25 protein-coding genes and 1 pseudogene are annotated in these 26,402 nt (G+C 41.0%); 4 read left to right on the top strand and 22 right to left on the bottom strand.

Translation table 11 applies throughout. From position 1 onward, the window contains the following. Positions 1–155: 155 nt before the first annotated feature. The 12 genes and pseudogenes from ACYQ0N_RS01810 to ACYQ0N_RS01755 all read right to left on the bottom strand — a co-directional run bounded on the left by ACYQ0N_RS01810 (position 156) and on the right by ACYQ0N_RS01755 (position 7,947). Positions 156–632: an MGMT family protein gene (locus ACYQ0N_RS01810; protein ID WP_460161694.1), complete on the bottom strand. Its 477-nt coding sequence runs from the start codon at positions 630–632 to the stop codon at positions 156–158. Positions 633–717: 85 nt separating this feature from the next. Then, positions 718–885: a cysteine-rich KTR domain-containing protein gene (locus tag ACYQ0N_RS01805; RefSeq protein WP_460161693.1), complete on the bottom strand. Its 168-nt coding sequence runs from the start codon at positions 883–885 to the stop codon at positions 718–720. A 12-nt stretch (positions 886–897) separates the two neighbouring features. Continuing rightward, the gene (locus tag ACYQ0N_RS01800) at positions 898–2,046 is read right to left on the bottom strand and encodes an ABC transporter permease (protein WP_460161692.1); all 1,149 of its coding nucleotides are present in this window, start codon (positions 2,044–2,046) and stop codon (positions 898–900) included. 4 nt (positions 2,047–2,050) lie between these two features. Beyond that, on the bottom strand, positions 2,051–2,743 hold the full coding sequence (locus ACYQ0N_RS01795) for an ABC transporter ATP-binding protein (RefSeq protein ID WP_460161691.1): 693 nt from the start codon (positions 2,741–2,743) through the stop codon (positions 2,051–2,053). Next, the gene (locus ACYQ0N_RS01790; protein WP_460161690.1) at positions 2,736–3,317 is read right to left on the bottom strand and encodes a TetR/AcrR family transcriptional regulator; all 582 of its coding nucleotides are present in this window, start codon (positions 3,315–3,317) and stop codon (positions 2,736–2,738) included. The genes ACYQ0N_RS01795 and ACYQ0N_RS01790 overlap by 8 nt, the downstream gene beginning before the upstream one ends. 113 nt (positions 3,318–3,430) lie before the next feature. Then, positions 3,431–3,805 carry a TnpV protein gene (locus tag ACYQ0N_RS01785; protein ID WP_460161689.1) on the bottom strand — a complete coding sequence of 125 codons (375 nt, stop codon included), beginning with the start codon at positions 3,803–3,805 and terminating at the stop codon, positions 3,431–3,433. Between the two features lie 9 nt (positions 3,806–3,814). Continuing rightward, positions 3,815–4,963, bottom strand: a complete 1,149-nt coding sequence (locus ACYQ0N_RS01780) for a plasmid recombination protein (RefSeq protein ID WP_444442605.1) — start codon at positions 4,961–4,963, stop codon at positions 3,815–3,817. A 278-nt stretch (positions 4,964–5,241) separates the two neighbouring features. Then, complete coding sequence (locus ACYQ0N_RS01775) at positions 5,242–6,216, bottom strand: AAA family ATPase (protein WP_444442604.1); 975 nt, start codon at positions 6,214–6,216, stop codon at positions 5,242–5,244. Further along, on the bottom strand, positions 6,209–6,358 hold the full coding sequence (locus ACYQ0N_RS01770; protein WP_444442603.1) for a hypothetical protein: 150 nt from the start codon (positions 6,356–6,358) through the stop codon (positions 6,209–6,211). Before ACYQ0N_RS01770 ends, ACYQ0N_RS01775 begins: the two co-directional genes overlap by 8 nt. Then, positions 6,348–6,683: a plasmid mobilization protein gene (locus tag ACYQ0N_RS01765; RefSeq protein WP_444442602.1), complete on the bottom strand. Its 336-nt coding sequence runs from the start codon at positions 6,681–6,683 to the stop codon at positions 6,348–6,350. The genes ACYQ0N_RS01770 and ACYQ0N_RS01765 overlap by 11 nt, the downstream gene beginning before the upstream one ends. 1 nt (position 6,684) lies before the next feature. Next, positions 6,685–7,759: pseudogene (locus ACYQ0N_RS01760) on the bottom strand (site-specific integrase). Beyond that, a complete protein-coding gene (locus ACYQ0N_RS01755) occupies positions 7,759–7,947 on the bottom strand; it encodes a LysR family transcriptional regulator (RefSeq protein WP_444442600.1) in 189 nt (62 codons plus the stop codon). Before ACYQ0N_RS01755 ends, ACYQ0N_RS01760 begins: the two are co-directional and overlap by 1 nt. A gap of 287 nt (positions 7,948–8,234) precedes the next feature. Between ACYQ0N_RS01755 and ACYQ0N_RS01750 the strand changes: the two genes are divergently transcribed. Beyond that, positions 8,235–8,765 (top strand): helix-turn-helix domain-containing protein, encoded by a 531-nt coding sequence (locus tag ACYQ0N_RS01750; protein ID WP_444442599.1) that lies wholly within the window; start codon positions 8,235–8,237, stop codon positions 8,763–8,765. A 32-nt stretch (positions 8,766–8,797) separates the two neighbouring features. After that, positions 8,798–9,382 carry a hypothetical protein gene (locus ACYQ0N_RS01745; RefSeq protein WP_444442598.1) on the top strand — a complete coding sequence of 195 codons (585 nt, stop codon included), beginning with the start codon at positions 8,798–8,800 and terminating at the stop codon, positions 9,380–9,382. A 214-nt stretch (positions 9,383–9,596) separates the two neighbouring features. Here ACYQ0N_RS01745 and guaA read toward each other — a convergent pair whose 3' ends face one another. From guaA to ACYQ0N_RS01705, 8 genes are all read right to left on the bottom strand, one after another. Further along, positions 9,597–11,138, bottom strand: coding sequence for a glutamine-hydrolyzing GMP synthase (gene guaA, locus ACYQ0N_RS01740; protein WP_177532397.1), 1,542 nt, complete (start codon positions 11,136–11,138; stop codon positions 9,597–9,599). Positions 11,139–11,305: 167 nt separating this feature from the next. Continuing rightward, positions 11,306–12,001: a tRNA threonylcarbamoyladenosine dehydratase gene (locus ACYQ0N_RS01735; protein WP_460161688.1), complete on the bottom strand. Its 696-nt coding sequence runs from the start codon at positions 11,999–12,001 to the stop codon at positions 11,306–11,308. Then, positions 11,991–13,031 carry a [FeFe] hydrogenase H-cluster radical SAM maturase HydE gene (gene hydE / locus ACYQ0N_RS01730; RefSeq protein ID WP_460161687.1) on the bottom strand — a complete coding sequence of 347 codons (1,041 nt, stop codon included), beginning with the start codon at positions 13,029–13,031 and terminating at the stop codon, positions 11,991–11,993. Before hydE ends, ACYQ0N_RS01735 begins: the two co-directional genes overlap by 11 nt. An 11-nt stretch (positions 13,032–13,042) precedes the next feature. Further along, positions 13,043–14,185, bottom strand: coding sequence for an FtsW/RodA/SpoVE family cell cycle protein (locus ACYQ0N_RS01725; protein WP_177532394.1), 1,143 nt, complete (start codon positions 14,183–14,185; stop codon positions 13,043–13,045). A 23-nt stretch (positions 14,186–14,208) separates the two neighbouring features. Then, positions 14,209–15,747, bottom strand: a complete 1,539-nt coding sequence (locus ACYQ0N_RS01720; RefSeq protein ID WP_460161686.1) for a YifB family Mg chelatase-like AAA ATPase — start codon at positions 15,745–15,747, stop codon at positions 14,209–14,211. Between the two features lie 255 nt (positions 15,748–16,002). Further along, positions 16,003–16,503, bottom strand: coding sequence for a peptidoglycan-binding domain-containing protein (locus ACYQ0N_RS01715; protein ID WP_460161685.1), 501 nt, complete (start codon positions 16,501–16,503; stop codon positions 16,003–16,005). Between the two features lie 19 nt (positions 16,504–16,522). Next, the gene (locus ACYQ0N_RS01710) at positions 16,523–17,914 is read right to left on the bottom strand and encodes a peptidoglycan-binding domain-containing protein (RefSeq protein WP_177532391.1); all 1,392 of its coding nucleotides are present in this window, start codon (positions 17,912–17,914) and stop codon (positions 16,523–16,525) included. Between the two features lie 42 nt (positions 17,915–17,956). After that, the gene (locus tag ACYQ0N_RS01705) at positions 17,957–19,144 is read right to left on the bottom strand and encodes a carboxypeptidase-like regulatory domain-containing protein (protein WP_460161684.1); all 1,188 of its coding nucleotides are present in this window, start codon (positions 19,142–19,144) and stop codon (positions 17,957–17,959) included. Between the two features lie 218 nt (positions 19,145–19,362). Here ACYQ0N_RS01705 and ACYQ0N_RS01700 point away from each other — a divergent pair, with 218 nt between their 5' ends. After that, a complete protein-coding gene (locus ACYQ0N_RS01700; RefSeq protein ID WP_460161683.1) occupies positions 19,363–22,650 on the top strand; it encodes an endo-1,4-beta-xylanase in 3,288 nt (1,095 codons plus the stop codon). Between the two features lie 38 nt (positions 22,651–22,688). Here the strand turns inward: ACYQ0N_RS01700 and ACYQ0N_RS01695 are convergent, their stop codons facing one another. Further along, positions 22,689–24,779 (bottom strand): beta-propeller domain-containing protein, encoded by a 2,091-nt coding sequence (locus ACYQ0N_RS01695; RefSeq protein WP_460161682.1) that lies wholly within the window; start codon positions 24,777–24,779, stop codon positions 22,689–22,691. A gap of 14 nt (positions 24,780–24,793) precedes the next feature. Next, positions 24,794–25,297, bottom strand: coding sequence for an RNA polymerase sigma factor (locus tag ACYQ0N_RS01690; protein WP_177532387.1), 504 nt, complete (start codon positions 25,295–25,297; stop codon positions 24,794–24,796). Between the two features lie 246 nt (positions 25,298–25,543). Here ACYQ0N_RS01690 and deoD point away from each other — a divergent pair, with 246 nt between their 5' ends. Further along, positions 25,544–26,257, top strand: a complete 714-nt coding sequence (gene deoD, locus ACYQ0N_RS01685) for a purine-nucleoside phosphorylase (protein WP_460161681.1) — start codon at positions 25,544–25,546, stop codon at positions 26,255–26,257. Positions 26,258–26,402: the final 145 nt, after the last annotated feature.

Raw genomic sequence — 26,402 nt, 5'->3', positions numbered from 1 at the left:
ATATTATCCTGCCTATATGAGCTAATGTTATCATTTTGTTATCGGCGTTGATAACACTCGCCCTGTAACTGCGGATAATAGCAATATGCTTCGACTCAAATTATAAGCGATTTTGCTTAGAAAATCAAGATATTAAAATCGTTTTCCGAAAACGCCTATAACGCAAACAGGGCATTTTCATAATCTTTAACATAGTATCTGATATTCTTCCTGCCTTTTTGGACAATCGTATGTCCTTCCGCTTCCAGCTTCTCTTTCTGTGCCTCAATGCCGCCGGGATATTTTGCGTTTAATTCTCCATTCGCCTTTAATGTACGCCAATAAGGTGTTTCATCTTCAGAACGCTGATAACTCGCCCACGCAACAATCGAAACAAATATTCCTGCTGTAATCGGCTCCGTAAAATCGGCTCCACTTCGTTTTGCAAAATAATCTCTGATAGTGCCTACTGTAAGCAACTTTCCATATGGCACAAGCTGCATTACTTTGTCATATTCAATCGGCGGTGCAAAATACATTTTATCTCCGCCATACTTTTCTATACTTTTTTCATCCGTAATCGTCTGAAATTTGGGCATATCCTTGCTATCGTGTAGCATTGCATTAAAATCTTTTTTTTCTTCATTTGCCATTGTCAGCACCTCCTGTACTCAAGTATAAGTCAAAGAAAAATCCTATGCAATGAGGCGGTTTCAAAATTTCTATGTAATTTCAACTTTATGATTTACCATCTAAAAGTGAAATCTTCATATTTTTGACATTGATAAGTGTTTCCTGCTTACATTTCGGGCAGTATAAAGGGAAATTTTTCAGTTCTGTATCTTCTCGTACCATTGTGTGTGTTTTCCCACCGCAAATAGGGCAATATATCCATTTATTCTTCATAGTTCGCTCCCGCTATTCAATCATTATTTCTTTCACAGAGATTTTTTTAATCTTTTCAGAGTAAATATACATTGTCATCTCATAAACAAAGATGAAAACAGCAAGCGAAATAAGCATAATGGGAAAGTCAAATTTATAAACGGGTACGCCCCCCATATCTTTAAATACGACATCCACCATAAGTCGAAGCAATCCATACTGATACACTGTGCCGATTACAAAGCCAATATAGGACATTGGTCTGTAACCGCCGAGAATTGCCCTGCAACACTCTTTTTGTGAATAACCAAACACCCTCATCATAGCAATCGTTTTTGTATTCCCGTTTATTACTGTAGTTATAGCGAGAAACAAGGTTGTAAACGCTAATACAAGTCCGATGACCAACATCATTACACCCATCATTTCACTTGACAAATCTTTCATACTGAAGGACATCTGCGTCATCGCAGAAAAACAAAAGGAAGCAAAAATGATGAAAAACACAAGTGTCTTTTTAGATTTCAAGGTATTCCTTTTCAAATCATCTATAAATGAAATTTCTTTGCTTGTTTCTATTCTATATCTTGGCGTTTTAGAAACCGCTTGCAGATTATCTTTTAGAAGCAGCAACACCGGCTTTTTCAATTTATGCCAAGCGTAGCAAATCGAAAGCACCGAAAAGCACACGGTCGGCAATACCACAAAATAAAGTAAAAGACTCGAATGAAAATTTATCGTTATCTCAGGAAGTATTTTATCTTCATTTTGCAAAGCATAAAACCACGGCATTATGAGAAATGCTCCGCCAAATCCAACCGCTGTTCCGATAAAAGCACTGATTCCGAATACCCAAAAGTTTTTTGCAATTTTAAGATTGGAATATCCTAACGCTTTCAGTATTCCAAGTTCTTTCTTGTGTGTATCAATATAATGCTTAATATAAAAAAACAGCATAATAACCGAAGTTAAAAGCAAACACCCACCACTTACGAGGCAAACAACTTTTGCGGTAGAAACCTGAGCATTATAAAAAACCATTGACAATTCAGATGTTATTTCATTTTCAATCAACTGAATATCAAAATAAAAATTCAAAAACATTGTACACACAAGTACGGCACAGCAGGCAATAATAGAAATGCCGATGAGTTTTGAAACATTTTTAATTCCAATCAGCATATTATCACCAACCAATCTCGTAAGCGGTTTTTTGTATTTTATTTGTATATATTTCAGTTACTTTCCCGCTGTTCATTTTTATAACGGTAGTTGCCATTTCTGCAATATTCAAATTGTGCGTTACCATTACAATTGTAAAGCCATATTTCTTTTGAAGTTTGCAGATATAATCAAGCACCTGTCGTCCTGTTTGCTCATCTAATGCACCTGTCGGCTCATCAAGGAACAACACCTTTGGCTTTTTCGCCAATGCTCTGGCAACGGAAACTCTCTGCTGTTCGCCGCCCGAAAGTTCGCTCGGATATTTATGTAGCTTTTCGCCAAGACCGACTGCTTCAATGATATTTCGATACGCTTTATTCCGTCCTAAATCAGCACCCATTTTTACATTTTTATCGACACTCATATTGGGCAGCAAATAATACTGCTGAAAAATGAAACCGACATTTTCTTTGCGGAATAAGGTCAATTCCTTATCAGAAAGCGTTGTAATATCCGTACCGTCATACAGCACTTTGCCGCTGTCAGGGTATTCAAGTCCCGAAACTACATTTAGAAAAGTTGACTTTCCTGAGCCTGATGCTCCTAAAATAACAGCAAAATCTCCGTCTTTTATCTTAAGGCTTATCCCTTTTAACACCTGAATTTTATTGTCGCTGTTTCCGTAAGACTTGATAATCTCTTTAACCTCAATCATCTATGCTTCCCGCCTTTATACTTTTTAGAATACTGATACAAACCTGTCGTATCATACTGCCGATTTCCTCATCAGTGAAACGGCACATATTAGTGGCACAGAGTGTGGCGATACCGTGTGTATATATCCATAGATGACGATACAGTATTTCGGCAGAAGACTTATCAATTCCATAACCACTCTGAATAGACCGTAAAATTTGCTCATAGCTGTCATCTATTAAGGGCAGCACACCCGTTAAATCAGGAATTTGCGGTTGCTCTGTCATAAAAAGAAGCTGAAACAGCTTTGGCTCATTGATTGAAAAAAGGATATATTCCATTCCAACGCCTTTAAATGCCAAGTCCTGCGACAATCCTTTGGAAATATATTCTCTATATTTTTGCTTAGCAGTTATAATGACCACCTGCTGTACTTCTTCCATATTTTGAAATACCGTAAAAATAGGACGAGCCGAACTCCCCAGTTTTGTTCCCAATGCTCTGGAAGTTAAGGCATCAAATCCGTCCTCTCGAACAATATTTATTGCGGCATCTATAATTTCTTCTCTTGAAAATTTTGCTTTTGGCGGCATATTGTTGTTCCTTTCTTTTCTAAATCGCTTGATTTACATCAACCGATTTAATTATAGTTATAATAAAATGAAAAGTCAATAGGCGGCAGAGATTTCTCCCTGCCGCTTTTGTCTTATGCAAAGATGATTTCCACCTCTACAATCTCTCTTGCACACGTCCGAATGTTATTCATTATCTGCACCCATTCTAAAGCGTTTTTTGCCTTTAACTGCTCTGTGATACCCTGCACCGTTTTCATCTGCTCTGCAAGTAGTTCAAAGCGTTCCTGTGCTTGCCTATCAATGTCTGCAAGATAGGAATTAAGCCTATTGCTTGTAAGTAGGTCGATGTATGTAATCCTGCGGTATTTTTTCAAATACCGCAAATGTTGCTGCCCCCAAACACCGATAACTGTTTCTTTTTCGGCGGGTAAGGTAAGGCAGGGGATAAAATAATCCCCTTGCCGTACATAAGTGCCACCCATTTCTTCAAAAATTGTCTTTGTCATTTTGTTTTCCTACCTTTCATTTTCTTTATTTTTAAAGCGTGTACCACGCTGTTTAGACAGCCTTGCCTGTTCTAACAGGCTGTCAATCTGCCGACTTCCAAAAGCTTTCCGTAACAGCTTATAGTCCTTAATTTCCTCCCGCAAGCGATTATTATCGGCTGTCAACTGCTTATTTTGTTCTTTTAGCCGTTCATTACTTCTATACAGACTTGCGTTTGCCTGATTAAGCCTTTGGTAATCATCAACCGCCTGAAAGCACCTTACCATAAGTGTTTTGACAAGAGATTTCAGCTTCTTAAATAACGGCTCGACTATTTTACTCTTGTAATTTTTTGCCGTCATAAAACCTTGTGGCTCTGGCAGTTGGTACTCAGGAGCGTTATCCAATGCTTCTTGCATTTGTGAGAGTGAAGCTGCCCCTTTATCAAAGTTTTTGATACGCTTTGATAGTACATCAAACTCCGTCTGTTTTTTCTCAATTTTACTTTCTAATCGCTGAATTTCAGCTGCTCGTTCCTGCTTTTTATAATCCAAAACAGATAAGTGCTTTTCGTGTGTGCCTTTCTGCTCCCACTCAATACCGTACCGTTCCATAACACAAGCAAGCTGCTCTTTTTCGGATTGTACCCATTGTGACCACTCCGTATTGCCACGGCTGCCGCCCTTAAATCCCTGTGCGGCAAGAGCCTGTTTCAGCGACACTCTTGTATCAAGACCACGCTTACTGCCTCTTGTAAACGGTACAAAATCAATGTGCAGATGTGGTGTTGCTTCGTCCAAATGCAGATGAGCAGAAAACACTTTAAGGTACGGATTTCTCTCTTGAAAGCCACGATAATACTCATCTAAAATCTGCCTTGCAAGTTGTCCGTTTTCGCTTTCCGCACTCATATTTTCCTTATCGCCTATCTGCAGAATCAATTCGTGGAATGGCTTTTCCTGCTTTGAGTTCCGTATCTTCTCATAATAATCATCAATGCGGCGGTCTGCTCTTGTTTGCTTGTCGTTGTACCTTTCAAGTGCTTCATCAAATAGTTCGTGATAAACTTTTTTAATGTTCTCGTTACAGTAATCTATATTGAGGTGGGAACGGTCAGCGTTCACATTTTCCGCTTTGAATTTACGGCTGTTGTGATTGACCGAGCCTTTCCCGACCATTGCACTAATCGTCCGTTGGATAAAATCACTTCCTTTCCATTCCGCCGCTTGCGGCGAGCCTTTGTTACTTTCTGCGAAAGTAACGCAAAAGCACTTTTGACAGGCAAGCCTATCAAAAATGCAACCTGCAAGCAGGTTTTGCGTTCTCCGAAGGGCAAAGAGCCGCCTTTGAAAAGGCACTCTCTGCACACTCCGCTAAACTTTCATATCGCTCACCACCCACCGAAAAAGAACATTGCAAGATTGCACTTGTTCCACACCTTTGCAATGTTGCAACCTTAAAAGCTGTCTGCTTCTTTTTCTTCGGGAAGTTCCCAATACCATCCGCTGCCTTCCTTTGTTGACTTAACACCGAGAGATTTTTTCGCTTCATCAAGCACCCTTTTCGAGATGCCGATATTCTGTGCTTTCTTCAATATACTCTGTTGTGGATATTTTCCGTTTGACAGACAATCCATTATTAAATTCTCTGCCTGTTCGGATTTCTTTTCACGGCTGACACCGTTTAATAAATCGTCGATAGAAATATCATAATGACCTTTCCACACAAATCCTGTTTCTTTATTCAGTTCAAAGGCGATAGGCTTGCCTTCAGGTGCAAGAGAGGATTTTTCGTGTGCAACTACTCGTACTTCCTTGTTTTCCTTGAGCCTGCCGACAATGAGTACGCTTCGTGCCGTTGCTTGAAAGTCGATTGAGCCAAGACCTCTGTAATTTGCTTTGCCGCCCTGTACTTTATTTAAGTGACCGACAAGGATAACGGCACATCCGTGTTTTTCTGCTACTCGACCTAACTGTGAAAGAACATTGCGAACTTCGTTTGCTCTGTTCATATCAATTTGAGCACCGATATACGCTTGTACGGGGTCTAAAATAATTACCTTTGCACCCGTTTCAATAATTGCCTTCTCCACTCTTTCATCAAGCATTGAGAGAGCAGCTTCCGACTCGTCGATTACCTTGATTTGCGTACAATCGGCATTGCCTGCAAGCAGACGAGGCTTAATTGTATCGCTGAGTCCGTCCTCTGCGGTTTGGTAAATAATTTTTATCGGCTCACGCTCCGTATCATCACAAGGCAGCTTATCGCCCCTTGACAAGATAGACGCTAATTGTAAAATCATCATTGTTTTACCATCACCGGGGTCGCCGTGAATAATGGTTATCTTTCCGTAAGGGATATATGGATACCAAAGCCATTCGACTTCGGTAACAGATATTTCGTCCATATTCAGAATTTTAAGTTCAGCCATTATAACCACCGCCTTTTTCGCTGAAAGTATTGAAGTTCACGGTTTTATCGGTTATACTATTGTCAGTACATTTAGAAAGTGACTGCTCCGTATCTGTTGCCGCAGATACATTCGGAGTGGTCATTTCTTTTTTATTCTCCATTCTCCCCATCTCCTTTCATTCCTCCGAGGATAACGGCAATCAATTCAATTATATTCAGCAATTCCTCATCTACACCGTTTCCTGCTTCAATCCTTTGTAGCTCTGCAATGACGGCTGCAAGTTCCTGTTTCAGAGCCTTATATACTCTCGGATTCCCCTGTACTACCACATCTTGATTTAAACAGCGGCGATAACAGTATTCCTGCTTCGGCAATCCTGATAATGCTACCGCTTTGTTAATGAGTTCATTTTCTTCGGGCGATACCCGAAACCCTACTGTGATATTTCTCCATCTGTTTTTACCATCTCTGTTTTTCGCTGACATTTTAAAAATCTCCTTTCCCCAAGTCATCTAATTTATTTGCCATTTCCGTCTGCTTTGACGGAAATAAGTGAGCGTACTGATAAGTGATTTCAATACTTTCGTGTCCGACACGGTCTGCTATCGCCACCGCAGAAAATCCCATATCAATCAGCAAACTAATGTGACTATGCCTCAAATCGTGAATGCGAATACGCTTCACGCCTGCGGCTTTTGCCCCTCTATCCATCTCGTGATGAAGATAACTTTTCGTTACTGTAAAGATACGGTCTTTCTTTTTCAAGCCGTAGAGCATACCGAGATATTCCTGCATTTCCTCACAGAGAAATTTCGGCATTTTAATCGTGCGATTGCTCTTTTTTGTTTTCGGCGTGGTAATCACATCTTCGCCGTGTAAACGCTGATAAGATTTGTTAATTGTAACCGTTTCCTTATCAAAGTTGAAATCGGCGGCGGTCAGAGCCAATAACTCACCCTCACGAATGCCGCACCAGTAGAGCATTTCAAAAGCATAAAAGGAAACAGGCTTATCCATCATCTCAAAGGCAAACTTTTTATATTCTTCTTTTGTCCAGAATTTCATTTCCTTGTGTTCCTCACTCCCCATATTTCCCACTTTTGCCGCAGGATTGGAACGCAGCTCATAATAGCGTACAGCGTGATTAAAAATAGCTGATAATTGATTATGCAGCGTTTTCAGATAGGTCTGAGAGTACGGCTTTTTCTTCTCGTCACGATAGGCAAGCATTTCATTCTGCCAAGTGATAATCTCCTTTAATCTCGCTGATTTTCAACTTACCGAAAAAGGGCAGTATCTTCGTGCGAATGATATGCTCCTTTGTCAGCCAAGTGTTTTCTTTCAGACGATTTTTCACATCCTTGATATACAGTTCTGTAAAGGCTTCAAAACTCATATCAAGGTCGGAAGAAGTTTGCAACTGAAACATTCGCTCCCATTCCTGTGCTTCTTTCTTTGTGGCAAATCCACGCTTGCATTTCTGCTTGCGTTCGCCTTTCCAATTCACATAGCGAGCCATCACATACCAAGTGCCGTTGTCCTCATTTTTGAATACTGGCATTATTTACTCTCCTTTCCTGCTCCGTAGAGCCTTTCATAAAAATACTGGCGGTTTACACGCCCTGCAATCGTAACAAAACCCTTTGCTTTCAATTCCTCATTTAATTGTCGAATAAGTTTGTAAGCATAAGGCTTTGATACATCAAGCTCCCGTGCTACATCATCTGCACGGATAAATCTGTTTTCCATACAATCCTCCTTTCTTTTTACTAAGCATAATAGTTTAATTTTGTATTCTGATTATACTAAGCATTTTTGTTTGTGTCAAGTGGTTGCAAAGAAAATATTAAACTTTTTTGTTTCATTTTCTATTGACTTTCCCTAAACATATCTGCTATACTGAATGCAGAATGAAATTGCATTCAGTACAAGGTTTTGTCAAGCAGGAAAGGGTGGAGATTTTCAAAGAAAATACTACCCGATGCTTGACAAGTTCTTATACTATTTGCAGATACATAAACAAGGAGTGAAACATTATGGCTATCGGCGAAAGAATACATTTTTTCAGACTTATGCGTGGAATGACACAGAAGTATCTCGGTACGGCTGTCGGCTTCCCTGAAAGAAGTGCTGATGTTCGTTTAGCACAGTATGAAACGGGAACACGGAAACCAAAGGCAGAGCTTACTTCCGCATTAGCACAGGCTCTCAATGTTGCACCGCAGGCTCTTGATGTTCCTGACATTGACAACTACATCGGACTTATGCACACCTTATTTACCCTTGAGGATATTTACGGTCTGACTGTTAGCGAAACAGACGGTGAAGTCTGTCTGAAAGTCAACAAGGATAAAGGCAAGGACGCTGCCGAATTGCTGAAAATGCTCTATGCTTGGAAAGAGCAGGCGGACAAGTTAAACGCCGAAGAAATCGACAGAGAACAGTACGACCAATGGCGTTACCACTACCCGAAGTACGACACCACACAGCTTTGGGCGAAAGTACCCTCACAGGAACTTAGTGACGCACTTGCTGAAACATTTAAAAACCACCTAAAAGATAAATAATCCTAAAACACTAACTAAAAAGGAGAACAAGTATGACACCTGCTGAATGGCATTCAACACTTTTTCAATGCATAGGAATTGTAGTCAGTTTCTTAGCATTAGTAGCATCTATAATTGCGGTCATTTTGACTTACAAAAATTTATCCGAAATGAAAAAACAGCTAAATGAGCAGCAAAAACAATATTTCGAGCAAAATCGTGGTAATCTCATATTTTATGTTCAAAAAAGTGTAACGAGTATAACCCATGACTTAATTATCAAAAACTTTGGTAATTCCCCTGCAAAACTTTTGTCATTAAAAATCACCCCCGATTTAGATTGGAAAAAAGCTGGTCAATCTGACATAGATGATTTTAACATCTCCAAACTAAACAACATTTTTCTTGCCCCACAACAACATATTGGAACTGTCTTTGATTTTTCAAACTTCAATGAAACTGAGTTGGATATTGAAATATGTTACTCTACTTGCAACCAAACCTTTACTGAACAATATAAAGTAGATTTAAACTATCTCCATAAAATTTTAAGCCTTGAACCCCAAATCAAAGATGAGTTATCTGCTCTAAAACAAATAAATAAATCATTAACCTCTCTTTCCGATAAATTTATCTAAGCACGACAAAACGCCCTTAGCCGTGTTCCCCACAGCTAAGGGCGTTCTAATATGGATTGTTATATCTAAAAGCCATTTCTTATCATTCTCTTACCCACAAACCACTGGATAGCGAGAATAATCGCTCTGATATAACTGTTATCAAATTGTTATCAAAAGACTTCTTCAAGTGCCGCAAACCCGCATAAATACTGGGTTTTTACGGTGTTTCATTTTACTCCCACTCAATAGTAGCAGGCGGCTTTGTAGTTATATCATAAACAATACGATTTACATTTTTAACTTCGTTAACTATTCTTGAAGCTGCAATTTCTAAAACCTCATAAGGAATCTTCGCAAAATCAGCGGTCATAAAATCTGTCGTTGTAACGCCTCTCAGCGCAACTGTATAATCATAGGTACGGCTGTCTCCCATTACGCCAACAGAACGCATATTAGTAAGAACTGCAAAATACTGATGTATACTGCGTTCAAGACCGGCTTTTGCAATTTCTTCACGGAATATATAATCCGCATCCTTGAGGATTTCAAGCTTATCGTCAGTAATATCGCCGATAATCCTGATTGCAAGTCCCGGTCCCGGAAACGGCTGACGCCAAACTAAAACCTCTGAAAGTCCAAGCTCGATACCGAGCTGACGTACCTCGTCCTTAAACAGCATTCTAAGAGGCTCTATTATTTCCTTGAAATCAACGTAATCCGGCAGTCCTCCCACATTATGATGGGATTTGATAACCGCGGCATCTCCTGCTCCGCTTTCTATAACATCCGGATAAATAGTTCCCTGAACAAGGTAATCTACCTTTCCGATTTTTTTTGCTTCCTGCTCAAAAACACGTATAAATTCTTCTCCGATTGTCTTTCGCTTTGTTTCAGGATCCGAAACTCCGCGTAATTTAGACATAAACTGCTCCTTGGCGTTAACTCTTATAAAATTCATACCGCTGTCTTCAAATGCGGCTTCAACCTCGTCTCCTTCATTTTTACGCATAAATCCATGATCAACAAAAATGCATGTAAGCTGATTTCCGACAGCCTTTGCAAGCAGGGCGGCGGCTACGGAGCTGTCAACTCCTCCAGATAAAGCCAGCAGCACCTTACCGTTTCCTACCTTCTCACGAATCTGTGCAATAGCAGTCTTAGCATAATTTTTCATGCTCCAGTCGCCGCGGCAGCCGCACACATTTTTTAAAAAGCCGTCTATCATTTCAAGACCGAAATCGGTATGATTCACCTCCGGATGAAACTGAACGGCATACAGCTTTTTTTCATTGTTTTCCATAGCCGCCGCAGGACAGTCGGCTGTATGCGCCGTAATTTTAAACCCCTCCGGAATCTCAGATATGTAATCAGTATGACTCATCCATGAAATACCCTTGTCCGGAAGTTCGCCTATATCGCCGAAAATACGGCTTGATTTATCATAAAAGGTTTCCGTTTTTCCATATTCCGACGTAACGCACGCTGTAACCCTGCCGCCCAGCGCAACAGCCATCAGCTGACAGCCGTAACAAATTCCCAGAATAGGTATTCCCAGTTCAAAGATTTCCTTTGTTATATGAGGGGACTTTTCATCATAAACGCTGTTTGGTCCCCCTGTAAAAATAATACCCACAGGATTTAAAGCCTTAATTTCTTCAATGGAGGTCTTATAGCTTTTTACTTCACAATAAACCCCGCATTCACGGACTCTTCTTGCAATAAGCTGATTATACTGTCCTCCGAAATCAAGTATCAAGCAAAACTGATGTTCCATATATTAGCTCCTATCATGTTTTAATCGCCTTTGGCAGATTTTAAAATCTGTCTGCCTAATCGGATATTTTTTAAATCAGAAAGAAACTGCCGCTGTAAGCTTTTCTGGCAGCTCTGAAATTTAATTATATATATTATGCCATTAATCCGGTAAAATTTCAACTGTTTTCAGCATAAATCCTTAATAATTTCTCCGGCAATTATCAAGCCGGCACAGGACGGCACAAAAGACACGCTGCCGATCGTCTTTCTTTTATAAGCAACCTCCGTGCTTTCTGTTTTATGAGCGCATGGCTGTTCAGTAGAATAAACTACCTTAAGATTTTTTACATTTCTTTTTTTCAGCTCATATCGCATAACCTTTGCAAGCGGACATACCCGTGTTTCATAAATATCGGTTACGGTAAGCCTTAAAGGATCAAGCTTATTGCCTGTACCCATAGAGGATATTATGGGAATTCCAAGCCTGTATGCGTTTTCAATCAGCGCAAGCTTTGAAGAGACCGTATCTATAGCGTCGGCGATATAATCGAATTCCGTTAATTCAACCTCGCCGCCTGTATAAAAGCAATCGACAGCATAAACCTCCGAATTTGGGTTTATGTCCAATATCCTTTTTTTCGCGGCGTCTGTTTTTTTCATTCCTATTGTCGAATGAAGCGCGATAATCTGACGATTAAGGTTGGTTAATACAACCTCGTCGTTATCAATAAGGGTAAGCTTTCCAACGCCGCACCTTGCAAGTCCCTCCGCGATATAAGAGCCTACTCCTCCTATTCCGAAAACAGCCACATGAGAATTTCTAAGCTTATTCATGCTTTTTTCCCCCAAAAGCAGCTCCGTTCTGGAAAACTCATTGAGCACGCCAGTCACCTCTATCCGTTACAATATTGTATCCGGCGGCTTTTACACGTCCCTCGAGGCACATTCTGCACTGTGCGGATTCATCGCCGGTACATATCTTATTGTCATAAAGCGCGTAAAGCTTTCTGAATCTAACGGGCGAAAGGTTAGGCATAACAACGTTTGCTCCCGCTTTTAATCCAAGCTCACGTCCCTCGGGATGTATTGTTCCGAGCGCCGTTGTCGACGGTATCAAAGCGTTCGGAAGAATAAGTCTTGTAAGAGCCACCATAATTAAAGTATCGCGAAGCAATCCCTGAGGATAATCCTTAAAAGGAGTTTCACTATGAGGTATAAATGGACCTATGCCTACCATTTCAGGCTTAAGGCTTTTTATAAACAGCAGATCTGATACAAGATTTTCAGTTGTCTGAAAAGGAGAGCCCACCATAAACCCGGCTCCTGTCTGAAAACCGATTTTTTTCAGACTATTCAGACATTCAATCCGTCTTTCAAAAGACATTTCAGGTGGATGCAGCATGCCGTAATGCTCCTTTGAAGCCGTTTCATGACGCAGAAGATACCTGTCCGCGCCGCTGTCATAAAGACGCTTATAGCTTTCCTCCGTCCGTTCTCCCATTGAAAGCGTAACTGCACAGTCAGAATATCTTTTTTTGATTCCTGATATCATATTACAGAGTTTATCGTCAGTAAAACCCGCGTCCTCGCCTCCCTGAAGCACAAAGGTGCGAAAGCCGAGCTTATATCCCTCTTCACAGCATTCCATAATTTCATCTATTGAAAGCCGATATCGCTTAATATTCCTGTTGTCACGCCTGATACCGCAGTAAAAGCAATTATTTTTACAATAGTTTGTAAATTCTATTAAGCCTCTGATATAAACATCTGTTCCATACGCCTCTCTTCTGACTTTATCCGCGCACTCAAACAGGAAACCGTCGTTTTCACTGTTTTTTATTACAGCGGAAATCTCATCGGTAGTCGCTTCATGAACCTTTGCAATCTTTTTTATTATATCTTTAGTATCCATTATCAGATCCTTTAATCTTCATCGTAAAACATTCTGTATTTCTTATTATTATGAGCGCAGCAGCTCAGCACCATTCCTATAGATACATACATACTTACCAAGGCGGTACCTCCGGCGCTAAAAAACGGAAGCGGTATTCCGATAACAGGCATCACCTTTAAAACCATGCCTATATTCATAAAACAATGGGTGAAAATCATCGCAAAGGTCCCTAAGCATATAAGCTTTCCCAACTTGTCCATTGTATTACGGCTGTCGTTTAATATTTTAATGCAAATATAAGCAAGCAATATGATAACGGCAATCGCTCCGACAAATCCGAATACCTGACCTATATAAGCAAAAATAAAATCATTATGTATTTCCGGTACCTCTACGTAATCATTCCCCCCGAAAAGACCTTTTCCGAAAAGACCGCCTGCTCCGAGAGAAGCAAGTCCCAGATCCTGTTGATATTCCAAACCCATAGGATCCGTACCCGGGTGTAACAGAACAAGAATACGATTTTTATGCAGCGACTGCAAAACATAATTCCAAAGGATATAAATTATCGGAGGCGTTATAACAATAGCCGCAATTATATATTTAATTGAAAGTCCCGCAGAAAACAGCATTATTATAAACATAACCAAAAATACCATAGCCGTTCCATAATCTCCCTGAAGGACTATAAGACCTATCGGCACAGCCGCATGAATAAGAATCAGCAGAAGATGAAGCGGACGGTTAATATTGGCCTCGTCCTTTGACAGATGAAATGAAAACGTAAATATAAAAGCGAGCTTAAGAAGCTCCGACGGCTGTATTGTTGTAAATCCGAGATTAAGCCATGCCCTATCGTCTGCACCAGCTCTCTGAAGGCCAAGACCTGTAAACGTCAGCAGAACAAGAAAAAGCGCCGCGGGAGCATATAAAAACCACAGCCTCGACAGCGTATGATAATCAATGGAAGCTACTATAAGACATACGACGATTCCGAGTGCGGTTGAAACAAGCTGAGTAACATAATAGCCGCTTTCAATGCCGCCTACTTCATTTTTATAAAGAGAATACAGCAGCACGACGCTTATTACCGAGCAAACCGTAACAACTACCAGCAGGCCTTTATCAAGCCGCCTGTAAAAGCCTGAGAATTTTTTTAAAATGGGTTTCATAAATTTTGCTGCCTTTCAATTTTTTACTTTTGTTCTTCGCCGCTCCAGTATTTTCTGTCAAGACTGCGAAACTGTATCGCGGCGGATATATGTTCTTTCTCTATTTTTTCGCAGCCGTTCAGATCCGAAATAGTCCTTGCTACTTTTAATAGCCTGTCATAAGCTCTGGCAGATAATCCAAGACGGTCAAAGGCCATTCCTATAAAAGCTTTTGCCTTATCGTCCATAGGGCAAAAACCGTTAAGACGGTCAGGAGTTATTTTGGCATTGCAGGTAATACCGGTTCCTTTAAACCGTTCATTCTGAATATCCCTTGCGGATGAAACCCTTTTTCTGATCTCCGCCGAGGATTCCTCCTTCTTATCGGACGATATATCGCTGAATTCGACAGGAGCAACCTCTATGTGCAGATCGAATCTGTCCAGCATAGGTCCCGAAATCTTTGAAAGATAATTGGCCACCTGCTTATGACTGCACCTGCATTTTCCGCTTGGATGCCCGTAATATCCGCAGGGACAAGGATTCATCGCCGCAATAAGCATTATTGAAGCAGGATAAACGACAGTTCCGGAGGCTCTTGAAATAGTCACTCTGCCGTCCTCAAGAGGCTGGCGAAGTATTTCAAGAGTCCTTCTGTCAAATTCCGCAAGCTCGTCCAGAAAAAGCAGACCATTATGAGCAATGGAAATTTCACCGGGTTTAGGAATTGTTCCTCCGCCTGCAAGCCCTGCTGAAGAAATCGTATGATGAGGAGCCCTAAACGGTCTTGAAGTCACAAACGGAGAAGCAGGATCAAGCATTCCGGAAATAGAATGTATTTTTGTCGTTTCTATCGACTCGTCAAAGGTCATATCCGGCAGAATAGAAGGCATTCTTTTTGCAAGCATGCTCTTTCCGCTTCCCGGAGTACCTATTAAAAGAGCGTTATGTCCTCCGGCGGCCGCAATTTCAAGAGCGGCCTTAGCCGTTCGCTGGCCCTTAACATCAGCAAAATCCAGAGTAGAGCCTTTATCCCTGACGGGCAGCTTGAATTTTCCGGATTTTTTTATACGGCGGGAACTTGTAAAATGCTCTATCAGCTCTTTTATATCCGAAACCCCGTAAATATCAATGCCGTCGGCTACCGACGCTTCAAAAGCGTTTTCCGAAGGAACGAATACCCCTTTCATTCCCTCTTCCTTTGCAAGCAGAACCATCGGCAGAACGCCGTTTACAGGACGTAGATCTCCGTTTAGTGAAAGCTCTCCGATAAAGCAGAAGCTATCCAGCTCCGCGTTTATATATCCCGCGGCTTTCATTACCGCCATAAAAATTGCCGTATCATGAACAGATCCGCTTTTACGGGTTCCTGCCGGCGCAAGATTCACCATTACCCTCGCTACGGGAAACTCCATACCGCAGCTCCTCATAGAAGCCTTTATGCGCTCTCTGCTTTCCCTGACTACCAAATCCGGCAGGCCTACAATATCAAAAACAGGTATACCCCTGCTTATTTCAACTTCTACATCTACGCTGAAAGCGTTAAGTCCGAAAAGACCAAGACTATTGATTTTTGCAAACATTCCGCCGTCCCCCGAAAGTTATATACTGCACAATCCTTGATTATTATATAAATACATTATATCATGCCGTTTAAAAATTGTAAACATCAATTAAAGAAATAACTCGAAATTTGTAAATTATTATTCATGTAAAATGTTAAATACGACGGCGCAATAAATTCATATGATGCTATAGAAACGGCAAAAACGCTTATCAAATAATATTTATATCCATAAAATGTAAAAATCCTCCTATGATTTAGGAGGATTTTTTAGCTATACCAGTTTATTAAACGCTGAAACGATTTCATTCCATAATTCTGCGTCGATCCCTTCGTAATTATTGCGGTCGCCTGTTACCTCCTTAAACATATTAACGGATTTTTCCGTAGGCTCGTCATATATACCTGTTAAACCTGACGGCGGAATATTATCATACCTATCCGATATAGTATTAAGCATGACCTGAACCAGATAAACGACCGGACCTGCGCTGCCCGGTATCAGCAAGGAATTTTTCCTGAAAGCGTCCGGTCTTATTATATTTATGAAAATCTCCCTGTGTACGTCTGCCAGTTTATCCCATGTATACCTGTCTACTTCTCCCGTCGGCATTAACCCGTATTCCTGTTGAAATATTTTGACAGCTCCCGCGGTTTCCGGGCCGTATATTCCATCAGGAATAATAACAGGAATTCTCACATTATAATGCGAAATTCCAAATAAAAACTGCTGAAGCTCTCTTATATGCTGCCTAAGCTGTTCGTCGCTAAACATAATTAACATTTCCTCCCTCTCACTGAATAACATATCCGGGATTCTGATATGGCCTTTTGTCAAAACCATATTTTAAATCGGAATAAACGCCCGCTATCTCGTTCCAAGTCGGTCCTCCAACTATTCCGTTGACCGGCAGATCGAACTGCCGCTGAAACGCAAGAACAGACGAACGCGTTACCGGACCGAAATAACCCGTATTCTCCACTGCCGGTATATTAGGAAATGTCTGATTAATAAACGAAAGATATTCCTGAAGAATTTTAACATCCTCCCCCGTCATGCCTTCTCTGAGTACTCTGCCCTGATATAGAATAACATCGGAGCCGTCCGTAATCGGTATGGATTCCACGATGCCCTCGTAGGCTCTGTAAATATCAACCCATGTCTGCCTGTCTACCGTTCCCGTCTGCGGAAGACCGTAAACCTGCTGGAAAGACCTTACAGAACGTTCCGTCTGCTCTCCGAAATAACCGGTAATATCGACGGGCATTACGGCGGCGTAATATGCGCCGATTACCGCCAGAAAATACTGAAGAACTCTTACCTCCGGAGTCTGCATTCCTATGCTCAGCTCCGTTATATACTGCTTCTGAATATCCTCCACGCTAAGACCCTCGGAATTAAGCTCCGCAAGCTTTTTTACGCTTGTATAAATGTACATAATTTTATACCATGTAGCCTTATTGACAGTACCGGTTACGGGAAGATTAAAAATTTCCTGAAACTTTTTTACCGCCTCCTCGGTACTGTCGTCATAAATACCGTCTGTAACCGGTATTTTAGGTATCGCCGGATAATTTCTTGAAATACGGTTCAGCCGAATCTGAACGTCTCTGACCTCGTTTGACTGTATACCGGTTTTGAGATCTATTTCAGGAAAAGACGGAATTGCCGCGGAGATCGGCGCGTTTTGAACAATATTAATATCTTCCCCGTAATAATATTGAAGAATCTGATAAGGCGTATAGCCTCTTTCGGCAAGATCAACCGTTCCCCATTGAGAAAGCCCGTCGCAGGTTACGGTTGTGCCGTTGCAGAACTGTGCAAAAAGAGGCTCGACATTTCCCTGACGTACTATGTAATCGTTGAATATCTCGTCTACTATATTGCTTATATTTTCAAAAACTTCACGACCGAATATAAACTTCTGATCATATTGCGTAGAATCCGTAATATCAAAATCATATCCCTTTGAACGGTACCATTCCGTGTAAACGCGGTTAAGAGCGAATGTAACGATAGTATATATATTAGCTCTCAGCGCATTTTCAGGCCAGTTAGGAAAAATCTCGCTGCTCGCCACATTTTTCACATAATCCGGAAAGCTGACCGTAACGTTTCTGGCGTCCTCATCAGGTCTGCCAAGATGCACGATTATTGTTTCCGGAATAAAAGGTTCTCCTGTCATAAAAATTTCTCCTTCTTTATAGTCGGCGGTAAAATCATGCAATTAGAAATCAGGTTCAGTATTTTCAATTACAATTGACCGCCCCATATCGTCATAATTAAAAGGCTCCGGTATCAGATTAAACCTCTGTATCGAAGTTATTCCGGAAAATATCGGAACATTTTCACTGACTTCGCGGTAAAAGCCGTTTGAATAGGCGCTCACCATATATGTTTCATAATGCTCAAACGATTCCGGAGTGTTACCCGTTCCCATAGGCGGAGCCGGAAGCTCTATAATCGGAACAGAACCGCTTTCATCGGTAATTCCCGTAAACATTATATCCTCTTCTTTTCCGTTCTTTTTTGTTACTGAGACTGCTGCTCCCGATACCGGTATTCCGTTTTCGCCGGTTCTAACCTCAACCTTTAAAAAACCATGCTCGCTGTTTACAGGATTAGCCGTTCGACCGGTAGTCCTTGATGATATACCGGGTTCTGTTACTGTAACGGGCTTATTCTCCTGCCGCGGTGATGACTGCCTAATAAAATCAGGTATAATAGGCGACGGAAAACGATTTTCAAAATTTGATTCGTCTTCCCTTACATCGTTTTCCATATTAGAAATTTCTGCTTCGGAAAAAATATTTTCTGCCAATCTCTCAACGGCGCTTTTCTGAGAATCATCGCCGTTTCTATCCATAGTTTCCCTCATCAACCTATTCTGTGTTTCCATACCCGTTTGTCCCTGCGGCATTTCTCTCATCATGTTTGACTGCTGCTCCGTGACCGTTTGCCCCTGCGGCATTTCTCTCATCATGCCTGGCTGCCGCTCCGTGACCGTTTGCCCCTGCGGCATTTCTCTCATCATGTTTGACTGCTGCTCCGTGACCGTTTGCCCCTGCGGCATTTCTCTCATCATGCTTTGCTGCCGCTCCGTACCCGTTTGTCCCTGCGGCATTTCTCTCATCATGCCTGGCTGCTGCTCCGTACCCGTTTGCCCCTGCGGCATTTCTCTAACCTCATTTAAATTTATTTCAGGCTCTGACATATTATTATCAGACATTCTTTCCGCATTATTTATCCTTTGAGTCGCTGAATTATTATTCACAGGTATTGAATTACCTAAAGCAGATGATGGTCCGGACTGTACCCCTTCCGCATTAGAATTCGCATTTCCGCTTTTTGCATACAGCTTCATCATTTCATCAAAATATCTTTGACTTTCATTTCTGAAATCGTTATCGTTCAAAATTATTCCTCCATTCATTTAAAATAAAGTTTTATTAATGTATATTCGTCCGTTATATAAAATATGATTTTTACAGTATTTTGCCATATCATTTGTCTGATTTACAGTAACCCGCATAAGATTTTTGATATTTATCACAAAATTAATCGTTATAGTTGACAAAATTTATAAAATGGTTTATACTTTTTAATGAAAAAAATAATACAGGAGAGCATCATATGAAAAAAAAACGAATAATATCATGCATTATTTCAGCAGCTATGCTAATATGCATGACAGCTACCATGCCTTTTTCGGCGTCGGCTGAAATCGTTGAAATTTTTAAAGACGATTTTGAAAACGGCTTCGGCGGATGGGCTGGCAGAGGCGACGCCTCCATAAGCGTTGTGGACGCTGCCGCAAACACAGGCAGTAAATCGCTTTATGTTAGCGAAAGAACAATCGCATGGCACGGCGCCGCATGCGCTAAAATAAAAGAGCTGCGACCAGGTAAAACCTATTACATCAGCGGATATGTAATGCAAGATGAAGGAAACGATACTGAGCAGATCAATTTACAGATACTATACAAGGATTCAAGCGGCAAAGAACAGTATAAATCAATTGCAAATACCCAGGCAAAAAAAGGCGAATGGGCGAAGGTAGGCGGAAATTATACCATTCCGGACGACGCTTCAAACGTAACGATTTATTTTGAAACGCCGTCTAATCTTATAAACTTTTATATCGACGACATTTCGGCAACGGGCGAGCCTAATGATGACGGTGAAACGGCAGAAGGCTTCACCGAAAATTTTGAGAGTGGAATAAACGGCTGGAGCGGAAGAGGCGACGCCGTTTGCGAAATTGTTTCAGGCGTCGGCTGCGAAGGAAGCAGCGCTTTATTCACTTCCGGCAGAAAAAGCCTTTGGAACGGTCCCTCAGAAAATAAAACAATGGTTCTTTCCGCAAAGGGCTATTATAAATTCACGGGCTGGGTTATGTATAACGGTGACGAATGGTCGGAAACACAGACCTTTTCCATGAATATACAGTTTCAGCAGGAAGGCAAAGAGCAATATATCGAAATCGGACGGGTTACCGCCTCTAAGGGCGAATGGGCTAAAATTGAAGCGAAATATACTATACCGGCTGACGCTGCAAATTTTGTGATTTATTTTCAAACGGCTTGGAAAAATGACGCAAGCGTAACGGATCAGGATCTTATGGATTTTTATATAGATAATGTATCCGCAGAGCCGCTTCCCGAGCCGCAGGCTCAGATGGATATTCCAAGCCTTAAGGACGTATATTCTGATTATTTTATTCTCGGAGGCTCCTGCTCAAAGGGCGATATGGAGGTCCAGGCAGCAAAGGATATTATAGTAAAGCACTACGACAGCATAACATTCGGAAACACATTAAAGCCGGATTCAACTCTTGATCAGTCGGCGTCAAAAAAATATGCTGCTGAACACAACGACGATACAAATCCTCAGGTGAATATTGACGCTGCAAGAAAACAGCTTGATTTCGTAAAGGAAAACAATATAAAAGTAAGAGGCCACGTTCTTGTATGGCACAGTCAGACGCCGGACTGGTTCTTTAAGGAAAATTTTGATGACGACGGCGCATGGGTATCAAAAGAGGTAATGATAAAAAGGCTTGAAAACTATATAAAAAATCTTATGCAGACGCTCAAGGACGAATATCCGGAGGTTGAGTTTTACGCATGGGACGTAGTCAACGAAGCCTTTTCAGAGCAAGGAACAATGCGTGAGGCCGGCTCAAATAATATTGTGTCGGGTCAGTCTGCATGGGTTAAGGTATTCGGCGACGATTCGTTTATCAATTACGCCTTTAAATTTGCAAGACAATACGCTCCGGAAGGCTGCAAGCTGTTTTATAATGATTATAACGAATATACTCCCGCAAAGCGAGACGGAATCATTAAAAAAATTAAAGAGCTTGTTAAGGAGGGAAATATCGACGGCATAGGCATGCAGTCCCACATAGGCATGAGCTATCCTTCCATAGAGCTTTATGAGGAAGCGTTCAGAAAATATGATGAGCTTGGTCTTGAAATACACATTACCGAGCTTGATATAGATCAAAAATCAAACAGTCAGGAAAGCATGCTTGACCTGGCACAGCGTTATCAGGATGTTTTCAACCTATTTAAAAAACTGGTAAATGAAGGTGTAAATCTTACGGCAGTTATAACATGGGGAATTTCTGACAGCAGCTCATGGATCGGAGGATATCCAAATCTGTTCGATACCGATTATCAGGCAAAAGACGCATTTTACGCTGTGGCTGATACGGACAAGGAAATTCAGAAAATAAAAACGTCAAGCTCATTGGAATATAACGGAACTGATTCCGACTATGAAAAGGCGTTCAGGCTGCAAAAGAAAAACGAAATTGTTAATGCAGCGTCCTTCAGAACAATATGGAGCGGAAATACAGTTACTTTCAGACTTGAATCCGCTGTAACCGGAAATGCAAGAATAGTATTTGAAGGCAAAACAGATGAGACGCTTATTTCAAAATCAGTTCATTTAAAGGCCGGAGAAACAAAAGATATTGAAATAGATTTGTCTGAACTCAGTATAAAATCCGGCGCCTCGGCAGGTATGGAGATAATTATTGAAGAGGAAACAGATAAACCCGGCGTTTATAATTATTATGCCTGGAACACAAATGAAATTCAAGGCGCTGAAGACATAGAGTATACCTTCGGCAAGCTTAATTTTATCGGACAGCCGCTGAGCGCAGCAGCATATAAGATATCGGAGGCTCCTGTAATAGACGGTAATATCGACGACTGCTGGCGGCAGGCTGAAGCCGTCGACGTCAATAAATATACTATGGGCAAGGACGGAGCCTACGGTACTGCAAAGGCTTTATGGGATAAAGATTATATTTATTTCATGATAGAGGTTAAGGATAAAAACCTAAGCAAAGCTAACGCAAGCGCATATGAACAAGACACGGTAGAAATATTTTTTGATGAAAATAACGGAAAGACCTCGTATTATGAGGAAGATGACATTCAGATAAGAGTCAACTATGACAACGAGGTGACTGTTACTGACGGAAAATCTCCGGACATATATAAGACAGCGGCAAAAATAACGGACGGCGGTTATATTGTCGAAATTGCCATACCGCATACTATTAAAGAATTTGAAGCCAATCAGGTTGTCGGTTATGACGTGCAGATCAACGACGACAACGGAGAGGGCAAACGAACCGGAATAGCCAATTGGAGCGATCTTACCGGTCAGGGATACATCAACACGTCAGGCTTCGGAGTTCTTGAGCTTAAAAATGATCCTTCGGAATTTGAAATCGGAGATATAAATTCTGACGGACAGGTTAATGCCGCAGATCTTGTAATGCTCCAAAAATATCTTGTACAATCAGTCAGGTATATTGAAAACGCAGACGCTGCCGATATTAACAGCGATAATGTTTTAAACGTATTCGACGCGTCGCTTCTGAGAGGAATTATACTGAAATAAACCAAAAACGGCGTGAAATTATTCACGCCGTTTTTATTTTAAAATTGTATATAATCTGTTTGAGTAATAGTAACGGCGTCCGCCGCCTTAAATTCATCTGACGATACCGCATAGAGATAACCGTCGATATACACCGCTCTTCTGAAATTTTCCGAGTCCTGCCCGTTTTCCTTATTAATAGATCCTTTATAAGTAAAACTGTCGTTTTCAAAAGAATAAAACTGATAGGAATATAAGCTCTGTCCATTTTCGTCGTAATTGTATTTATCTACAGGAAATCCAATTAGATTTCTCTCCGCGTCTATAAACAAGGCTTTACGCTCATAAACTGCCTCGGAATATATATACTCGAATTCGCCGCCGCTTATTAAAGAAACTGAGTCAAGCGCCGCAAGCTCATCGGGATTGCTGTTATCAAACATAGTGACCTTTATTCCGGTCTCCATTCCGGTATCCTCATCCGCTTCCGCACCGAATCCGAGAAGAAGTCCATCGCCCCATTTCTGCATATACGAGCTGTAACCGCTAATCTTAAGCTCGTCAAGCATTACAGGCGAATAAGGATTGCTGAGATCTATCGCATATAACGGATCAGTCTGACGGAAGGTTACCGCATATGCAGTATCTCCGCTGAAATTAACCGATTTAATCTGTTCGTTAATTCCAAAATCGCTTATGCTTCCGACGACCTTCATATCCATATCCAATACATACAAGCTGTTTTTCTGTGTTACCAGCGCATTAGTCGCTATACTGCTGTCCTCTTCGGCAAAAACGGTTGATTCCTCCCATACGTTTTCTGTAACCGCTATCCTGAAAAATCCATTATATTCACTCATAGAAAACTGATCGTTCACATAGCCGTTTACCTTAACGGACGCCTGAGGCGCTACGGCTCCGCCGCTTACCGAAAATCGGGTAATCTCAGATTCATCATATCCTGACACCACATATAAATTCTGCGGAGAACAATATACGTTATTTGTGTAACCGGCGATGGATTTCATATCTACGGGCTGATTAGGGGTTTCGCTGTTCAAATCAAGTCCGGATATGTTGGTATATGAAACATAATCATATAGTTCTGTGATTTTGCAGGACGGTATCATAATATTTTCAGGATCAACATATCGGCTTTCATTACCGACGCAATATTGCGGAATATAATTATCTATATCATCGTCTGACGTTTCTTCATAATCTAAATATTTATCATCGGAAGAAATTATATAAAGATAGCCGTCCGACATAAGCCTAACGTCATTATAACTTCCCTCCTGAATATAATATCCGATCAGTTCCAAGTTTGAGGCGTTAAAAACGGCCGTATAGGTATCAGCCTGAACACCGCAGCCATAGCACGAATCATAATATTCCGAATTCTCTCCGTCGCTATTATTATAATACTCGCACACAGCTATGAGTTTTCCTTTATAAATATACATGTCCCTTATTTCGCCGAACATTCTGCCGATACCAAGCTTGCCAGATACGCTCATTGAGCTGTGATCCAAAAACCTTCCGTTATCAGCCCGAGCAATATAAATATTATCTCCGTTTGCATAAAAAATTCTGTCGCCGTCGGTTTTTACAATATCCGCCTCAAGTACTCCCTCCTCCTGATTATAGGTGTCTGAAAAATCCTTTTTAGCCGATCCGTCAATATCGTCTGTTGAACCGTTTTCAACGACAGATTCAGATTCCATTGCATCCTCATAAACAATGTCTCCGCCGCCAGCATAGCCCTTGACGCCGCCGTTTAAAATCCCTTTAAGAGTATTCCTGAACCTGGTAAGCTTAGTGGCAGCCGTAAAATAATTATAAACCTCGCTGTAATTGTCAGCCGATTTCATAGAACTTGCCTCAGCGGCCTTATTCGTATCGTTTATTACGATTTGATCTTTATAAAGAGACGGCTTCATAAAATATACAGATGTTCCGAAAACAACGGCAAGGGCTGCCGCTGCCGCCGCAATACGCATTATTCTGCTTTTTTTAATCCTGCTTCGTTTTTTCTGAGAATAATTATTATCAAGCGTTCTCTTAATATTTTCCGGCTCAAGCCTTTCAGGAATACTGCAATTTTCAAGGATCTGTTTTATTCTTTTGTCGTTGCTATTATCACTCATAATATCTTCTCCTTTCATTCACAAAGACTTAGACGTAGCTTTTCTTTGATTCGCGAAAGCTTTGAACGTACCGTAGACGCCTTAATTCCGCTTATTTCCGCTATTTCCATACTCTTGTAACCTCCCAGAACCGAAAGAGACAGAATTGCCCTTGATTCATCGTCAAGCAGACAAACGGCTTCCCTCAGCTCCGAGCTTTCAAAATCAAACTCTCCGACATATAAGCTCTCCGGACTTATCTCTGCTCCTGAGTTCATATATTCTCTTTGCCGTTTTTTTATTTTGGCAAAAAGTATTTTCATAATCCACGCCTTGAATGCCTCGGCGTTTTTCAGTCTTCCTATATTTTCGAATGCGTCCGCAACCGCGTCGCTTACCGCGTCAGCAGCGTCGTGGGTATTTCTAAGATTATATAAGGCCGTTCGGTACATATCCTTATACACAAGAGAATAAAGCCTTGAAAACGCTGCGGTGTCTCCCCTTCCGGCAAGCTCGGCGTCTGTTCTGAAATCATGCATTATAAAATCCCCCTTTGAACCGATTCATAATATAAGTGTTTTAAATCGTATGAATTGCTGCACATAAACTTAAAATATGGTAAAGTGTACAAAATATATTTATATTTTTATGAAAATATCACCAATAAACGGTATAACTTTTTATATTATAGCATTAAATTGTTATATTTTCAAATTTAATCTTTACATGGATTTTTACTCATGATATAATATAAAGTATATAAATCGGAAAGGAAGTAGAAATCAATGCCGACACCGCATAACAGCGCAGAGAAAGGCGCGATAGCCAAAACCGTACTAATGCCCGGAGATCCGCTGAGGGCAGAATATATTGCCAAAACATATCTTGATAATCCCGTATGCTACAACAACGTCAGAGGAATGCTGGGATTTACCGGAAAATATAAGGGGACTGAAATATCAGTTCAGGGAAGCGGAATGGGGATTCCTTCTATCGGAATTTATTCCCATGAGCTTTACACAGAATATGAAGTCGACAACATCATAAGAGTCGGAACCGCCGGCGGAATCGCTGAAAATATCAGACTGCGCGACATTATAATTGCAATGGGCGCCTGCACAAATTCAAACTTTGCAGCGCAGTTCAGACTGCCCGGAACATATGCGCCGACCGCTTCTTACAGTCTTCTCAGCAATGCGGTTAAAGCCGCTGAACAAAAGGGGGCGTCTTATCATGTCGGCAATGTACTTTCCAGCGATACCTTTTATGACGACGGCAGCTCTCTTGCAAAATGGCAGAAAATGAATGTCCTGGGAGTTGAAATGGAATCTGCGGCTCTTTACATGAACGCCGCAAGATTCGGTAAAAAAGCGCTTTGTATTCTGACCGTTTCAGACTGCCCGCTTAAAAATCTTTCCACAACTTCCGAGGAACGCAGAACAAGCTTTACCGACATGATGGAAATCGCACTCGAAACAGCGATAATGAGCATTAAATAAGCTTTAAGATTATTTTAAGAATTCTTTGATATAATGCATACATGGATAAGGAAGAGCTTTAAAAAAGTTCTTTAATACTGATCCTTAATTCCCCCTCTATATCTTTATCTTTTCAAGCTATGCATTTTTTGCATAGCTATTTTTT

The sequence above is a fragment of the Ruminococcus sporogenes genome (assembly GCF_054655175.1).
The sequence above is the reverse complement of the archived record's forward strand: the minus strand, read 5'-3'. Positions and strand labels throughout refer to the sequence as shown.

Bases quoted from the DNA above. Each gene is read 5' to 3' on its own strand.
- ACYQ0N_RS01810 (WP_460161694.1), bottom strand. From the start codon at position 632: ATGGCAAATGAAGAAAAAAAAGATTTTAATGCAATGCTACACGATAGC.
- ACYQ0N_RS01805 (WP_460161693.1), bottom strand. From the start codon at position 885: ATGAAGAATAAATGGATATATTGCCCTATTTGCGGTGGGAAAACACAC.
- ACYQ0N_RS01800 (WP_460161692.1), bottom strand. From the start codon at position 2,046: ATGCTGATTGGAATTAAAAATGTTTCAAAACTCATCGGCATTTCTATT.
- ACYQ0N_RS01795 (WP_460161691.1), bottom strand. From the start codon at position 2,743: ATGATTGAGGTTAAAGAGATTATCAAGTCTTACGGAAACAGCGACAAT.
- ACYQ0N_RS01790 (WP_460161690.1), bottom strand. From the start codon at position 3,317: ATGCCGCCAAAAGCAAAATTTTCAAGAGAAGAAATTATAGATGCCGCA.
- ACYQ0N_RS01785 (WP_460161689.1), bottom strand. From the start codon at position 3,805: ATGACAAAGACAATTTTTGAAGAAATGGGTGGCACTTATGTACGGCAA.
- ACYQ0N_RS01780 (WP_444442605.1), bottom strand. From the start codon at position 4,963: ATGGTCGGGAAAGGCTCGGTCAATCACAACAGCCGTAAATTCAAAGCG.
- ACYQ0N_RS01775 (WP_444442604.1), bottom strand. From the start codon at position 6,216: ATGGCTGAACTTAAAATTCTGAATATGGACGAAATATCTGTTACCGAA.
- ACYQ0N_RS01770 (WP_444442603.1), bottom strand. From the start codon at position 6,358: ATGGAGAATAAAAAAGAAATGACCACTCCGAATGTATCTGCGGCAACA.
- ACYQ0N_RS01765 (WP_444442602.1), bottom strand. From the start codon at position 6,683: ATGTCAGCGAAAAACAGAGATGGTAAAAACAGATGGAGAAATATCACA.
- ACYQ0N_RS01755 (WP_444442600.1), bottom strand. From the start codon at position 7,947: ATGGAAAACAGATTTATCCGTGCAGATGATGTAGCACGGGAGCTTGAT.
- ACYQ0N_RS01750 (WP_444442599.1), top strand. From the start codon at position 8,235: ATGGCTATCGGCGAAAGAATACATTTTTTCAGACTTATGCGTGGAATG.
- ACYQ0N_RS01745 (WP_444442598.1), top strand. From the start codon at position 8,798: ATGACACCTGCTGAATGGCATTCAACACTTTTTCAATGCATAGGAATT.
- guaA (WP_177532397.1), bottom strand. From the start codon at position 11,138: ATGGAACATCAGTTTTGCTTGATACTTGATTTCGGAGGACAGTATAAT.
- hydE (WP_460161687.1), bottom strand. From the start codon at position 13,031: ATGGATACTAAAGATATAATAAAAAAGATTGCAAAGGTTCATGAAGCG.
- ACYQ0N_RS01725 (WP_177532394.1), bottom strand. From the start codon at position 14,185: ATGAAACCCATTTTAAAAAAATTCTCAGGCTTTTACAGGCGGCTTGAT.
- ACYQ0N_RS01720 (WP_460161686.1), bottom strand. From the start codon at position 15,747: ATGTTTGCAAAAATCAATAGTCTTGGTCTTTTCGGACTTAACGCTTTC.
- ACYQ0N_RS01715 (WP_460161685.1), bottom strand. From the start codon at position 16,503: ATGTTTAGCGACGAACAGCTTAGGCAGCATATAAGAGAGCTTCAGCAG.
- ACYQ0N_RS01710 (WP_177532391.1), bottom strand. From the start codon at position 17,914: ATGACAGGAGAACCTTTTATTCCGGAAACAATAATCGTGCATCTTGGC.
- ACYQ0N_RS01700 (WP_460161683.1), top strand. From the start codon at position 19,363: ATGAAAAAAAAACGAATAATATCATGCATTATTTCAGCAGCTATGCTA.
- ACYQ0N_RS01695 (WP_460161682.1), bottom strand. From the start codon at position 24,779: ATGAGTGATAATAGCAACGACAAAAGAATAAAACAGATCCTTGAAAAT.
- ACYQ0N_RS01690 (WP_177532387.1), bottom strand. From the start codon at position 25,297: ATGCATGATTTCAGAACAGACGCCGAGCTTGCCGGAAGGGGAGACACC.
- deoD (WP_460161681.1), top strand. From the start codon at position 25,544: ATGCCGACACCGCATAACAGCGCAGAGAAAGGCGCGATAGCCAAAACC.